Source organism: Oceanobacter antarcticus, from assembly GCF_044962685.1.
GTDB lineage: Bacteria > Pseudomonadota > Gammaproteobacteria > Pseudomonadales > Oceanobacteraceae > Oceanobacter > Oceanobacter antarcticus.
This window is the reverse complement of the sequence record NZ_JBBKTX010000004.1, coordinates 124,603-139,145: the sequence shown is the minus strand read 5'-3', so window position 1 is coordinate 139,145 and position 14,543 is coordinate 124,603. Positions and strand designations below refer to the sequence as shown.

Genomic DNA, 14,543 nt, shown 5'->3' with positions numbered 1-14,543 from the left:
GCAATGACTGCGCAGTCTGCGCTGATCCCCGGCTTTTGTCCACCTGCCGGGGATCAACACCTGTCGATACCGACTGATTCAGTGAATCAGTCGAGTTTTGCCAATAATGTTGAGATCAGCTGGCTGGCGATATCAATGCCCGAATCGCGGCTGATTTCCCGCACGCAGGTCGGGCTGGTGACATTGATTTCCGTCAGGCAGCTGCCAATCACATCCAGACCAACAAAATACAAGCCCCGTTTTTTTAATTCCGGGCCGATCTGTCTGGCGATGGCAAAATCGTTATCTGACAGGGGGCGTGTTTCACCACGGCCACCTGCCGCCAGGTTGCCCCGGGTTTCTCCTTTGGCCGGAATACGGGCCAGGCAGTAAGGCACCGGTTCGCCGTCAATCATCAGGATACGCTTGTCACCCTCGGTAATATCCGGGATGAACTTTTGCGCCATGATTTGCTGGCGGCCGTGGTTGGTCAGGGTCTCGATGATAACGCTGACATTCGGGTCGTCATGCTTCAGGCGAAAGATCGAGGAGCCACCCATGCCATCCAGTGGCTTAAAAATGACATCCTTGTGTTGCTGATGAAAATGCCGCAGCAGCTCGGCGCTGCGAGTCACCATGGTGGGGCTCATCAACTCAGGAAAGTGCGTGGCAAACACTTTTTCATTACAATCACGCAGGCTTTGGGGTTTGTTGGCGATCAGCACGCCCGCTTGTTCCGCCAGTTCCAGAATATAAGTGCTGTAGATAAATTCGCCATCAAAGGGCGGATCCTTACGCATTAGTACAATGTCGAGATCGGTTAATGGCTGGTGTTGCCATTCACCCAGATCAAACCAGTGGTCGGGATCCAGACTGACGCTCAGAGGGGCCATTCGCGCCATTGCGCGGCCTGTGTCAATATACAAGTCGGCCTGTTCCATGTAAAAAAGCTCACAGCCAAGTGTTTGTGCTGCGTTCAGCAAGGCGAGCGATGTGTCTTTCTTGACGCTGATGGTATCAATGGGATCCATGACAACCCCGAGTTTTCTGGCCATTCTGTTTTCCCCGTAATAAAAGTCTGATCTGGATTCTATATCAATCAGGTCTCTGTTCGGTGAAACAGTTTTGACATGGGAACCTTATAGCTTGGTACATTAATGTGTGATACAAAAGTGCACCGTAACGTCACACGCATGCGGTCGCGGCCGGAAACAGCAATTAACGATCGGATGGTTAAGGCCCTTATATGGACGACAACTTTCAAAATATCAAAGTGATGGTCATCGACGATAGCAAGACCATTCGTCGCACAGCAGAGACGCTGCTGAAAAAAGTAGGCTGCGAGGTGATTACGGCAACCGATGGCTTTGATGCCCTCGCCAAAATCGCAGACACCAGCCCGAATATTATTTTTGTCGATATTATGATGCCGCGCCTGGATGGCTATCAGACCTGCGCGCTGATAAAAAACAATTCCAAGTACAAGTCCACGCCAGTGATCATGCTTTCAAGTAAAGACGGTCTTTTCGATAAGGCAAAGGGCCGCATTGTAGGTTCTGACGAATATCTCACCAAGCCGTTCAGTAAGGACGAGCTGCTGGGTTCAATCCGGCAATACGTAAAATCATAAGACAAGCACGCGAAGCATTAAGGGGTACCAAGCATGGCTCGCATTCTGGTAGTAGACGATTCTCCAACAGAAACCGAAGTGTTTCGTTCCATGCTGGAGAAAAATGGTCATGAAGTCCTCACCGCCGAAAATGGCGCGGACGGCGTGGCGCTGGCAAAACAGGAAAAGCCGGACGTAGTGTTGATGGATATTGTCATGCCGGGGCTGAATGGTTTTCAGGCGACCCGTCAGCTGACCAAGGACGCAGAAACCGCAGAAATTCCGGTTATTATCGTGACCACCAAAGATCAGGAAACTGACCGAGTGTGGGGCAAGCGTCAGGGTGCCAGCGGCTATCTGGTGAAACCGGTGTCGGAAAGCATTTTGCTGTCTGAAATCAATTCGGTTATGGCCAAGTAACGATGAGCCCATTTGCGCTGCTTGTCAGCATCGCCGAACGCAGTCGCCGTAATGCCTCTGAGCTGCCACAGCAGATCGAGGTTGTTACCTATTGGCGGGGTGTCGGTTTTATGCTGGCGGGTTACGAGTTTGTGGCAGATATGGGACAGGTAGCAGAAATATTGCAGCCTCCCAGGATGACCAAGGTACCCGGTGTTCGTAGCTGGGTACTGGGAGTGGCCAATGTTCGAGGCCGTCTTGTACCGGTGATGGATCTGGCCGGTATGCTGGGGTTGACGGGCAAGGCTAACTGGCGTTCCCGTCGGGTGTTGGTGGTGGAGCAGGGCGATGTCTTGACGGGTTTGCTTGTCGATGCTGTGCTGGGGATGCAGCAGTTTCCGATGGATACCATGAGCGAATTGGCTCAAGTCGACCCGGCGTTGGAAAAATACACTCGCCACGGCTTTGACCGGAATGAAAAGGTCTGGTCGATTTTCCGTATTGACGAACTGATTCAATCCCCGGAGTTTATGCAGATCGCGGTTTGACCGGGTTCTGAGGTGACTCCATTCGGGGCGCCAGGATAATGCATGCAGTAAGTGTGGAGACAAGGGCATGAGTTCGAAAGCTGGTAACGTCTTTTCGACGGTTTTGAAGAACGGAGTCAATGGTGTTCTGGCAGTGCTGCTGGTTACATGTCTTGGCTTGTTTATTGGTATCACGGTCTATGTAAACAGTTTGCAGAACCGGGATGAACAATACATTGAACATGCTGGCGAGTTGCGGGTGTTGTCGCAGGAAATGGCGACCAACGCCGTGGAATCAGCGTCCGGCAACCGTGAAGCGTTTGAACAGCTGCGGGTGGCCCGTGATAACTTCGAGGAACGTTGGGGTTACTTGAATAATGGTAATGCGGCGACGGGTCTTGAGCCGGCTGAAGTGGCGACGATGACCAACGTGCAGCAGGTCTGGGATGGTGTCAGTCAAAACGCCGACCAGATTATTCGCGCCCAGGACATTATTCTTTCTCTGCACGAAGTAGCGGCAACCTTGTCTGAAACGATTCCCCAGCTGCAGGTGGAATACGATGAGATTGTAGAAATTCTGCTCGATAACGACGCGCCCGCTGACCAGGTCGCCGTAGCCCAGCGACAGTCCTGGCTGGCAGAACGTATTGTCCGGTCGGTTAACAAGGTACTCACTGGTGGTGAAGACGCGGTGATGGCAGCTGATGCGTTTGGTCGTGATGCTTCGTTGTTCGGTCGGGTGCTGAACGGCATGGTGCAGGGCAACGTGGCCATGAACATCTCCAAGGTGACGGATGAGGAAGCTGTACTGGCCCTCTCCGAGATTTCCGAGCTGTTTGAGTTCGTATCCGGATCGGTAGATGAAATTCTCGAAACATCGCCAGAACTGTTTCAGGTTCGTGAAGCATCTGACAGCATCTTTGTTAACTCTCGCGTGCTGCTGAACCAGACATCAGAACTGACTGAAACCATCCTTACCGAAGCGGATGAACGATCCGTATTGCAGGCGCTGGGATACGGTGCTGCGGTTTTTGCCATCATGATCATGATCGCTCTGGGTTATTTGTCTTATCAGTCAACCCGTCGTGACCTGGAAGAAACAGAAAGCCAGAACCAGCAAAACCAGATGGCGATTTTGCGACTCCTTGACGAAATTGCTGACCTTGCCGATGGTGACTTGACCGCCTCAGCAACGGTAACCGAAGACTTTACCGGTGCGATTGCTGACTCCATTAACTACGCCATCGACCAGATGCGCTCACTGGTATCGGCGATTAACGAAACAGCGGTACAGGTATCGTCAGCGGCCCAGGAAACTCAGGCTACGGCGATGCATCTGGCGGAAGCTTCTGAGCACCAGGCGCAGGAAATTGCCGGCGCCTCGGCGGCGATTAACGAAATGGCGGTATCTATTGACCAAGTATCGGCTAACGCTTCGGAATCGTCCGCGGTTGCGGAGCGGTCGGTAGCGATCGCCAATAAGGGTGCTGAAGTGGTACAGGCGACGATCAACGGCATGGATAACATCCGTGAGCAGATTCAGGAAACGTCCAAACGTATCAAGCGACTGGGTGAGTCTTCCCAGGAAATTGGTGACATTATCTCGCTGATTACCGATATTGCTGACCAAACCAATATTCTGTCTCTTAACGCTGCGATTCAGGCCTCCATGGCTGGTGATGCGGGTCGAGGCTTCGCGGTGGTAGCGGACGAAGTTCAGCGTCTGGCGGAACGTTCCGCTGCTGCAACCAAACAGATTGAGGCGCTGGTTAAAACGATTCAGAACGATACCAACGAAGCGGTAATCTCGATGGAACAAACTACCACTGAGGTGGTACGGGGTGCCCGTCTGGCGCAAGACGCCGGTGTGGCCCTGGAAGAAATTGAGAACGTATCGAAAAACCTGGCGGAACTGATTCAGAACATCTCCAACGCTGCCCGTCAACAGGCCTCTTCTGCTGGTCATATTTCCAACACGATGAATGTCATCCAGGAAATTACCTCGCAGACTTCTGCGGGTACCACGGCTACCGCGAAATCGATTGGTAACTTGGCTGAAATGGCCAACAAACTGCGTGAGTCTGTAGCGGGCTTCAAGCTGCCTGAAGCAGACCTGGATATGGAGCAACAACAGGTTCTGTAATAACAGTCCTGGTTGAGACTCCTTATGAATCATCAGATTCGTCCTGCTGTCAGCACGATGCCAGAGCTTAACGACGATCAGTTTGTTCGTTGGCAAGCTCTGCTGGAAGAGCGAACGGGGATGTGCATGCCCGTTCAGCGGCGGACTTTTCTGCAGACCAGTCTGGGTATCCGGATGCGTGAAATTGCATGCAGTGATTACTCGGAGTATTACAGCAAGGTGGTCAGTGGCCCATCGGGTGCTATTGAATGGAATACCCTGGTAGATCGACTGACTGTGCAGGAAACCCGTTTTTTTCGGGATCCGGATGCTTTTGAGTTTGTTGGTAATTATATCCAGAAAATGGCCAATACCTTGACGGCTGGCCAAACGCTTGAAATGTGGAGTGTAGGCTGCTCATCTGGAGAAGAGGCATACAGTCTGGGCATGGTTGCTGATCAGTATCTTACTCCCGCAGAGCGCCAATATGCGGTGACAGGGACGGATATATCCACGTTTGCCTTGCGCAAGGCGCGAGCGGCCAGTTATCAATTGTCTGCCCTCGGGTGGATACCAGACAGCCACCGCGACCAATACTGCCTCCGTACTGACGACGGTCATATGCAGGTGACTGATACAGTTCGTCAGCGTTGCTGCTTTACTCAGGTGAATCTACTGAATCTTTCCGCATTTCCGCTGCAGTCTCAGCATGTGATCTATTGCCAAAATGTGCTGATTTATTTCCGGCGCTGGCGGCGTCGGGAGATTCTCAATGTACTTGCCGAACGGCTGGTTCCAGGTGGCATCCTGGTGATTGGTCTTGGCGAAATTGTAGACTGGCGCAATCCTCTGGTTGAGCCGGTTGGTGGTGGCAAGTTGACAGCATATGTCCGTAAGCAAAACGATTCTAACAGGGAGAGCAAACGGCGATGAGTCAGGATTACATCGCCCTGGAATGGGTGAAAGGGGAAATCCAGGAAACACTCCAGCAAGCCCAGCAATCACTGGAAGCTTATGGTGAAAACCCCCAAGACAACAGCAGACTGAAGTTCTGCTTCAGCTACCTGCATCAGGTTCATGGCACGCTCCAGATGGTGGAGTTTTATGGTGCCGCCTTGTTGGCAGAGGAAATGGAAGCAGTTGCGGCGGCGCTGGCGGATGGCCAGCTCAGAAACGAACGAGATGGTCTGGAAGTGCTGATGCAGGCCATTATTCAGTTGCCCCACTATCTGGATCACATCCAGGTTGGCCGACGTGACCTTCCTGTTGTTTTGCTCCCTATCCTGAATGAACTGCGCTCCGCTCGCGGGGAAAACCTGCTGTCTGAAACCGCACTCTTCAGCCCTCGGATGCAACGCCGAGCGGTGTTGACACCGGCGCAGCTTGCACGTTTTACCAATGCCGATTTTCAGCAATGGATTCGCAAGGTTCGTCAGATGTTGCAGGCGGCAACATCGCAGTTACTACAGAATAAAAAACCCGAGGTCGCCAAGGAATATCTGCTGAAAGTTTTCAGTCGGTTACACAATGCGCTCGGGCATACGCCGTTTGGTGTGGTTTGGCAGCCAGCGATGGCGTTCAGTGAGTGGTTGATTGGCCAGCAACATATGCCCGCCAGCGCCAAGATGCTGTTGCGTGAACTGGATCATATGCTGAAAAACCTGATCGCCGATGGCGAACGGGTGCTTAATCAGGCGGCATCAGATGAACTGGTCAAGAACCTGCTGTTTTATGTCGCCCGAACCAGCGTCCAGGGTGATGCTATCGCCGCTGTACAAGAAGCATTTCAGCTGGATGCTGCGTTGCCGACAGAAGATGAAATTCAGCGCGAAAGAGAGGCTCTTTCAGGCCCTGACCGGGATACGGTTGGCCAGGTTCTGACGGCATTGGCTGAAGAAATTACGGCGATCAAGGATAAGCTTGACCTTGCTATGCGTGACGGCAGTGGCAGTGTTGAATCTCTGCAGCGGGTGTTGCCTGCAGCGAAACAAGTCAGTGATACCATGGGGATGCTGGGCCTGGGAGCACCACGGCTAGTGATACAAGAACAACTGTCGGTTCTTGAAGAGATGCAGCAATGTGGTGTTCTTGATAACACCCGTTTGTTTGATGTGGCGGGTGCCTTGTTGTTTGTTGAGGCCACGCTGTCCGGAATGATTCGGGAAGGCAATCTGGAAGACGGTGGTGAAACCGGTGCTCTGACGGATGCCCAGAAGGCTGTTTTGCGTGAAGCCCGCAACGTTCTTGAGCAGGTTAAGGACGCGATCATTGCGTACGTTGGTAATCAGTGGAATACCAACGAATTGAGCGACGTTCCTGGTCTGCTGCATTCAATCGCCGGTTCGTTGCGTATGGTGCCGCTGCCTGATGTGGCCGAAATACTTCATGTTGCGGCGCCATTTGTTGAGCATCTGATCGAGTCTGGAGCGCGTTCCGACTGGACAACGCTAGACAACTTTGCTGATGTGCTATCGGGTGTAGAGTATTTTATTGAACGCTATACCGATAATCCACACAACTCTGGTGACGATATTCTCCAACGCGTGTGGGTATCGCTTGAAACTATCACGGGTGTTCGTGCTGCAGCGGTGGTTGAGGCTGACGCTGAAAAGGCGCGCCTGGCCGAAACAGCACCGTCGGCGCTACCGGATGAAAGCGCTCGGTTTGAAGAAAATGCTGTACTGGCTGCGACAGATGCCAATACTGTTGAGCCAGAGCCAGAGCCAGAGCCAGAGCCAGAGCCAGAGCCAGAGCCAGAGCCAGAGCCAGAGCCAGAGCCAGAGCCAGAGCCAGAGCCAGAGCCAGAGCCAGGCAAGGATGACCTGGTGGTCAGTGCTTCACTAAATGACACCGAAGACGGCGACGTCGGCCTAAAAAGTACGCCTGTTGTTGTAGTGGGTGTTGAGCCCGGCACTGCAGCCAAACGGTCTTTGCTGCCACCGGCTCCTGTATCGGTGGCAGATCTTATTGTTAATGATGTTGATGATCTTATCGACGATGAGATTATTGAAATCTTCCTGGAAGAAGCAGAAGAAGTTACCGAAACCCTGAAAGAATACTGGCCTCAGTACAAACGGGATATCTCCGATGCTGAAGCGCTAACGACTGTTAGGCGTGCGTTCCATACTCTCAAAGGGAGTGGACGCATGGTTCAGGCACTGATTATTGGCGAGTTGGCCTGGTCGATTGAAAACATGTTCAATCGGGTGATCGACAAGACCATTTCAACCAGTGATAACCTGATTGATATTGTTGAGCATGTAATGAGTGTGTTGCCAGCACTGATTGATGACTTCCGCCAACGTGGTGGGCCCAGTATCGATACTCAACCATTGATGGACTATGCCTATGCCTTGGCTGCAGGACTGGCTGTGCCAGACCTGGCTGAAGTCCTTGGCACACCATCGACGGCGTCAGAAGAGACGTTGTCAGATGGGATCCAGGAGCCGGATGACGACAGTGCTTTGCTGGAAGTGTTTGTACAGGAAGCGAATGGTCATCTGGATACGGTAAATGAATTTATTGCCGAATCCCGCTTGCATCATTTTGAAAATCCACTTGGCGACCGGGTTCAGCGTGCTCTGCATACCCTCAAGGGCAGTGCTCATATGGCCGGTATCAGTGCCATTGCCAGTCTTGCTGCGCCGCTCGAACGCCTGTTCAAGGAATTACGTGCCTACCAGGTGAGTAACAGTGAGTTGCTGGTCGATCTGATCACCACTGGAACCGCATTGATAGCGACTGCCTTGCAGAACAAGGCCGGACTGCACCGTAATCTGACCGAAGAGGAACAAGGCTATCTTCACCGCATTGAAGATGTTGAAAAGTCGTTGCTGGCGGCACTGTTGCTGGATGATGGTGCGATCATCAAGACTCCTAATCCTCAGGCTATTTCGCAATTTCTGGCGAATGGCATGGACTCCTTGCTAGAGGCTGATTTATTACTCAGGAAGTGGCAGCAGACCGGTGACTTTGGAGTGCTTGAGGCCTTGTGTAATGATCTTGTTGAAGTCGCCGATGGTGCAGACCAGGCAGAACAACCACGCATTCATGAGTTGGCGACAGGGCTGCACGGTTTTTACCAACAGGCCAGTAAAGCCGGGGCGGAAACCCAAGCCGCAGAGCAAAATAACTGGGTTGAACTGGCGATGGAAGGTCAGGAGCAACTGTTAAACATGATGGACTGCCTGGCCGCTGGTCAGGTACTGGAGCGGCCGATTATTCTTGACCGGATTTTAGGCGTTACCCATCTGCTGGAAGCCTGGCTGACTGATGCTGCTGGAGCAGAGGGTGACGGTGACAACGCCCCTTTTGGTGAAGCGCCGGTCTTGTCTGAGGGAGATACCCCTTCCACTGATGCGATTCCCGTTTTATCAGTAACGGCTGCGTTCGAAGCAGATACCGATACGGTCGAAAATGAGGCAGTAGACGCTGTGCCTCCGGCTTCGTTTGAATGGGATGTTGTTGAAACTGAAATCGATTTTCAGGCAGAGGAAGAAAAGAGCGATGCCGTTGAAGACAGCAGGATTATTGCTGATGTATCGGACGAGATTGAAATACAGCTCCCTGAAAGCGACGTAAGCAATGCCGCAGCAGAGATTGAATTTGTTCTCGACGAGCCAGACGTCGCAGAAGATATAACTGCTGTTGTTAATGCTGATGATACGAAAGAGGCAGGTTTTGAAGTCGAGTGGGTATCAACGGATGCCGCTTCCAGGGAAGAACAGGCTGACGAAGAATTACCGTTACTGTCCGCTGAACCTTTTGTGCCGCAGCGTCTGGATGTTGATGGGCCGGAAGTGGATTTCAGTGATCTCGGAAGTGCTTTTGAGCTGGATGATCCGGTCCGTGAAGAGCATCGGGAAGCGTTTGATAACCCGGAGACAATGGATACCAATGACCTTGTTGAGACGCCAGAGGCCGAGAATAGCCTATCTTTTCCGGATGTGTCCGACAGCGCTACAGAATGGCCCTCACCGCCAGAAAATCTGGCGGTAGACCATGAGTTGCAGAAAAGTATCGAGTCCTTGGGAGAATCGTACCCGGAACAGGATCTTGAAACACTGCTGAGCAGTGTCCCTGTTGTTGATGACACCTTTGCCGAGTTATTAACTAACAATGACATTGTCGAGGACGAGCAATTTGAGCTTGAGGCACCTATTGATTTGCCTGAAGTAGAGGAGCCAACAACAGACCATGGCTTACTGCAGGAGAGCGCGGGTACTGACGGCAATAATGACGGCCATCATATTGTTGCCGCGCATGATATACGGCAGTTAGACGACTCAACAACAATGCCAGAATCTGAGTCGGTCGTAACTAGCCCGCTGGCGGCTGCAACACCTGATCGGATCGTCGATGATGTCCCGCCAGCCATGCTGGTTGATGACGGCAGCGAAGAAATTCTCGAAATCTTCCTGGAAGAAGCCGAAGAGATTATTGAATCCGTCGATCGGGTTCTGGGGGATTGGCGCACCGCGCCTGATAACCTGGTCAACGTGGCGCATTTGCAACGGGATCTTCACACCCTCAAGGGTGGTGCTCGTATGGCCGAACAGGCCGAAGTGGCGGAGCTGTGCCATGATCTCGAAACACTGTACGAACGGATCAACAATGGTCGCCTGGGGGTAGAGCCGGGTTTGTTTACCCTGTTGCAGGCAGCCCATGATGACCTGGGTGGCCAACTGGACAGCATTCGTCATGCTCAAGTGCCCCGGTCAGCAGACAGTATCCTGCTTTCCCTGAAAGCGTATATGCAGGGGGAAGTGGTACACGACCCAAATGCATCCGATGTCACTGAGACTGAGGCGCTGGAGGATCTTGATGATTCTGCGGTTGCCGTTGATCTGGTCAAGTCCGAATCGCTGGACGAAAGTGACCGAGAAATTCTTGAGATATTTCTGGACGAAGCTGCCGAGCTGTATGAAGCGCTGGATCAGGCGGTGCAGGAGTGGGAAAAAACACCGACCAACATGGAGCCTGCGAACGAAGCTCAGCGCGTATTGCATACTTTCAAAGGCGGTGCACGTCTTGCTGGTCTGGTGGCTATCGGCGATCAGGCGCATGAATTTGAAAGTCGTATCCTGCGGGTGCAGCAAGGGTATCTGAATGCGGATCCGGAGTTCTTCAAATCTGCCTATCAGGAGCAGGATGCTCTGGCCCGACAGATCGAACGAATTGGTACCATGCTGCAATCGGGCGAAATGGTATTGCTTGGTGACACCAGTGTTGAGTCGGCACCGCTGGATCAGTGGTCTGACAATCCATCTGTGGAAAAGTGGTTTGCCAACCCTGAATTGGACGATGCGGAAGCGGACGAAGCAGATCAGAAGTCCGTGTCAGCAGCGGTAAAAGCCGAGGATGATGATCCTGGAATTGAAGAAGAACTCCCTGCGCCAGAGTCAGCTCCTGTCCCTGTAGCAAGCGCAAGCGCCGAACCCACAGCCAGTAATGTGGTGCCGCTACGTACGACAATGGCTCCGGTAACAGCGGCGGCTGTGCCAGCGTCGGTTGCCGAAGCAGCACAACAGGTGGCAGCGCGTCGTGCGCCTCAAGAACTGGTCAAGGTCTCAGCCGATTTGCTGGATGATTTGGTCAACCTGGCCGGTGAAACCTCAATTGGTCGTGGTCGTCTGGAACAACAGGTGACTGACTTCTCGCATACGCTGGAAGAAATGGAAGGTACTCTGGATCGTTTGCGCGACCAGTTACGCCGTCTGGATATCGAAACCGAAGCCCAGGTGTTATTTCGTCAAGAACGCCATGGCCCGGAATACGAAGACTTCGACCCGCTCGAAATGGATCGTTATTCCACGATTCAACAGCTGTCACGTGCGCTGATTGAATCCGCCTCGGATTTACTTGATATCAAGGACACGCTGTCCAATAAAACCCGTGATGCGGAAACCTTGCTGCTGCAACAGAGTCGGGTAAACACCGAATTGCAGGAAGGTTTGATGAAGACGCGGATGGTGCCTTTTCAGCGCCTGGTTCCGCGGTTACGCCGGATTGTGCGGCAGGTGAGTCTGGAACTCGACAAACAGGTCGAATTCCGGGTCTTGAATGCCGAAGGCGAGCTCGACCGTACCATTCTTGAACGGATGATTTCTCCGCTTGAACATATGGTGCGTAACGCTGTTGACCACGGTATCGAATCACTCGAAGACCGTCGCGTAGCGGGCAAGCCGGATATTGGTACCATTGATCTGGCCGTCAGCCGCGAAGGCAGCGACGTTGTACTGACTTTGCGCGATGATGGTAAAGGTATTAACCGTGAAGCCGTTCGCGCCAAGGCGATTGAGCGTGGTTTGCTGGCGCAGGATGCACGGGTATCTGATCACGACCTGTTGCAGTTTATTCTGCAGGCTGGCTTCTCGACGGCGAAAAATGTCACCCAGATTTCCGGGCGTGGCGTGGGTTTGGACGTTGTCAGTACTGAAATCAAACAAATGGGTGGTACGGTCGAAATTCTCTCTGAAGAGGGGGCCGGTACACGCTTTGTTGTCCGTTTACCATTCACTGTATCGGTTAACCGGGCGCTGATGGTTCGGATTGGTGACGATTTGTACGCGATCCCTCTGAATAACATTCAGGGCATTGTCAGGGCATCGGGTAATGAGCTGCAGGGCTACTACCAGTTACCATCACAAGACCGGCAGTACCAATATTCCGGGCAGGATTATCGCCTGGAGTATCTTGGTGTCATGCTCGAAAATGAATCCCAGCCCAAGGTTGTGAACCAGAACCTGCCGTTGCCCATTTTGTTGATTAACGGGGTGGTGCCGTATGCCTTACAGGTTGATTCACTGCTGGGCAGCCGTGAAATCGTGGTAAAGGCCCTGGGTCCCCAGTTTGCTTCTGTTATGGGAGTATCAGGCGGAACCATTCTGGGTGACGGTAGCGTGGTTATTATTCTTGACCTGCCCGCCATGATTCGGAGTCAGACGTCGCTGGAATATCAGCAAGCGAAACTGCTTGATGCCAGAATGGCTGAGCAACGTCATGAACAGGCTGCCAGAGCCCCTCGGGTGCTGGTGGTGGATGATTCGGTAACGGTACGCAAGGTAACCACGCGGCTACTGGAACGTCATGGTCTGGAGGTGTTTACCGCCAGTGACGGAGTGGACGCAATGGCGACGTTGCAGGATCATCATCCGGATCTGATGTTGCTGGATATAGAAATGCCGCGCATGGACGGTTTTGAGGTCGCCTCACTGGTACGCCACGATGAACGGCTGAAATCGATCCCGATTATCATGATTACGTCCCGTACCGGAGACAAACACCGTGATCGGGCAATGGCAATTGGTGTGAATGAATATCTGGGCAAGCCATTCCAGGAAGAGTTGCTGCTGGCAACCATCAATCGGCTGCTGGGGCGTGAGGGTAACTAGGTGATATTGCCTCGGGTTGGCATTATCGCTGACGACCGCCTGCAGCAGCATATGTTGCAGGCGGCCATGGCACATTTTGGCTTTGAAGTAATCGTCAGTGCTGACCCGTCGCGGATGGAGTTGATTCGGGATCGTGGCTTGTCGCTGGATGTCTGGCTGATCGATATCAATCGTGATAACGATGATGAGCTGTCAGACTGGCTGGATGAACTGATACATGGTCCGATCCCGGTGCTGGTGGGGTTTGAAAAAGCGCCTCCTCGGGGTAGTACAACATTGCCACGCTGGCAAAAACGCCTGTACCAGAAGTTAAAGGAAGTTGTACCAGGGAAGCCGTTGGCGGGTGAAAGTGCCGCCAGCCTGGAACGCCTTTCTGCTCCGGTTAGCGCTCAACCTAGCCGGATCCTGCTGCCGAAAATCTTCGCAAACTTGGCATTGACCGGCAAACCGGCAGACGAAGTCTGGGTTTTGGGCGCATCTTTAGGTGGCCCTGGCGCCGTCAAAAACTTTCTTGATGCTCTGCCTGCCGGACTGCCCGTTGCTTTTGTCTATGCCCAACATATTGATTGCCGCTTTGAAGAAACACTGTCTGCGACCATTGGCCGCCACTCTGAGCTCAAGTTATGTCTGTTTCAGGAAGGCCGTCAACTGACTCATGGAGATGTGCTGGTTGCTCCGATTACCGATGAATTTGGTTTTGAAGCTGAAGGCCGGTTAGTATCGACACATCATGACTGGCCAGGCCCGTACGGTCCATCGATTGATCAGGTCATATTAAACGTGCACCGGCATTTTCAGGCTCGGACGGGTATTATCCTGTTCAGCGGCATGGGTAATGACGGCTCGGAAGCACTGACGGCTTTACCTGAAAGGCAATTGCCGGTCTGGGTGCAAACCCCGGCGACCTGTGCCAATGCCTCAATGCCTGAAAGTGCGCTCGCTACAGGCCTGGTCACTTTTCATGGCACCCCGTTCCAGCTGGCCAACCAGCTGGTGAATAGACTCAAGAATCACTGGATGAACACCCATGAGCCAGACACCTGCCAGCATTGAACAACCCGGTCAGGTTGAGTGCCTGATGATGCAGCTGCACGACCGACAGTTATTGCTTCCTAACGTGACCGTGGCTGAGATTATCCCTTTTTCCCAGTTAATGACCACGAACTCCAGCGTCAACTGGGTCATTGGCAGTATTCAGTGGCGCGGCGTTGGTGTGCCAGTTATTTGCTACGAATTACTTAATGGAACGGCCGCACCACGTCCAAGCCCCAGTGCCCGTTTTGCCGTAATCAACGGTGTTGGTCGTCATACCGGGATGCCATTTTTTGGCATGCTGGTGCAAGGCATTCCAAAACTCAACAAGGTACTGGAGTCGGATATCCAGCAAGTGGATGCGGTGATGGGGATGGGGGCGATGGATCAGATGGCCGTCAGTGTGGACGGAGAGTCTGCGTTTATTCCTGATCTTGAACAGATAGAGGCTCACTTGTTGGCTGTGCTGTGATTTCAGTACT

9 protein-coding genes are annotated in these 14,543 nt (G+C 52.8%); 8 read left to right on the top strand and 1 reads right to left on the bottom strand.

Translation table 11 applies throughout. The features are described 5' to 3' along the window. Nucleotides 1-86 precede the first annotated feature (86 nt). Nucleotides 87-1,034 (bottom strand): glutathione synthase, encoded by a 948-nt coding sequence (gene gshB / locus WG929_RS04620; RefSeq protein ID WP_416205082.1) that lies wholly within the window; start codon nt 1,032-1,034, stop codon nt 87-89. A 191-nt stretch (nt 1,035-1,225) separates the two neighbouring features. Here gshB and pilG point away from each other — a divergent pair, with 191 nt between their 5' ends. The 8 genes from pilG to WG929_RS04580 all read left to right on the top strand — a co-directional run bounded on the left by pilG (nt 1,226) and on the right by WG929_RS04580 (nt 14,533). Next, nucleotides 1,226-1,609 carry a twitching motility response regulator PilG gene (pilG, locus tag WG929_RS04615; RefSeq protein ID WP_303432905.1) on the top strand — a complete coding sequence of 128 codons (384 nt, stop codon included), beginning with the start codon at nt 1,226-1,228 and terminating at the stop codon, nt 1,607-1,609. Nucleotides 1,610-1,642: 33 nt separating this feature from the next. Beyond that, nucleotides 1,643-2,008, top strand: a complete 366-nt coding sequence (pilH, locus tag WG929_RS04610) for a twitching motility response regulator PilH (RefSeq protein ID WP_416205081.1) — start codon at nt 1,643-1,645, stop codon at nt 2,006-2,008. Between the two features lie 2 nt (nt 2,009-2,010). After that, nucleotides 2,011-2,535 carry a chemotaxis protein CheW gene (locus tag WG929_RS04605; protein ID WP_369856533.1) on the top strand — a complete coding sequence of 175 codons (525 nt, stop codon included), beginning with the start codon at nt 2,011-2,013 and terminating at the stop codon, nt 2,533-2,535. A gap of 67 nt (nt 2,536-2,602) precedes the next feature. Beyond that, on the top strand, nt 2,603-4,657 hold the full coding sequence (locus WG929_RS04600; protein ID WP_416205080.1) for a methyl-accepting chemotaxis protein: 2,055 nt from the start codon (nt 2,603-2,605) through the stop codon (nt 4,655-4,657). 24 nt (nt 4,658-4,681) lie between these two features. Then, entirely contained in the window at nt 4,682-5,569 is an 888-nt protein-coding gene (locus WG929_RS04595; protein WP_416205079.1) for a CheR family methyltransferase, read from the top strand. Further along, the gene (locus tag WG929_RS04590; protein WP_416205078.1) at nt 5,566-13,029 is read left to right on the top strand and encodes an Hpt domain-containing protein; all 7,464 of its coding nucleotides are present in this window, start codon (nt 5,566-5,568) and stop codon (nt 13,027-13,029) included. The genes WG929_RS04595 and WG929_RS04590 overlap by 4 nt, the downstream gene beginning before the upstream one ends. Next, the gene (locus WG929_RS04585; protein WP_416205077.1) at nt 13,030-14,082 is read left to right on the top strand and encodes a chemotaxis protein CheB; all 1,053 of its coding nucleotides are present in this window, start codon (nt 13,030-13,032) and stop codon (nt 14,080-14,082) included. Continuing rightward, complete coding sequence (locus WG929_RS04580) at nt 14,057-14,533, top strand: chemotaxis protein CheW (RefSeq protein WP_416205076.1); 477 nt, start codon at nt 14,057-14,059, stop codon at nt 14,531-14,533. Before WG929_RS04585 ends, WG929_RS04580 begins: the two co-directional genes overlap by 26 nt. The last annotated feature ends 10 nt before the right edge of the window (nt 14,534-14,543 follow it).

What these genes read in the sequence shown, in the direction of transcription:
- gshB (WP_416205082.1), bottom strand. Translation starts at nt 1,034, where the DNA reads ATGGCCAGAAAACTCGGGGTTGTCATGGATCCCATTGATACCATCAGC.
- pilG (WP_303432905.1), top strand. Translation starts at nt 1,226, where the DNA reads ATGGACGACAACTTTCAAAATATCAAAGTGATGGTCATCGACGATAGC.
- pilH (WP_416205081.1), top strand. Translation starts at nt 1,643, where the DNA reads ATGGCTCGCATTCTGGTAGTAGACGATTCTCCAACAGAAACCGAAGTG.
- WG929_RS04605 (WP_369856533.1), top strand. Translation starts at nt 2,011, where the DNA reads ATGAGCCCATTTGCGCTGCTTGTCAGCATCGCCGAACGCAGTCGCCGT.
- WG929_RS04600 (WP_416205080.1), top strand. Translation starts at nt 2,603, where the DNA reads ATGAGTTCGAAAGCTGGTAACGTCTTTTCGACGGTTTTGAAGAACGGA.
- WG929_RS04595 (WP_416205079.1), top strand. Translation starts at nt 4,682, where the DNA reads ATGAATCATCAGATTCGTCCTGCTGTCAGCACGATGCCAGAGCTTAAC.
- WG929_RS04590 (WP_416205078.1), top strand. Translation starts at nt 5,566, where the DNA reads ATGAGTCAGGATTACATCGCCCTGGAATGGGTGAAAGGGGAAATCCAG.
- WG929_RS04580 (WP_416205076.1), top strand. Translation starts at nt 14,057, where the DNA reads ATGAGCCAGACACCTGCCAGCATTGAACAACCCGGTCAGGTTGAGTGC.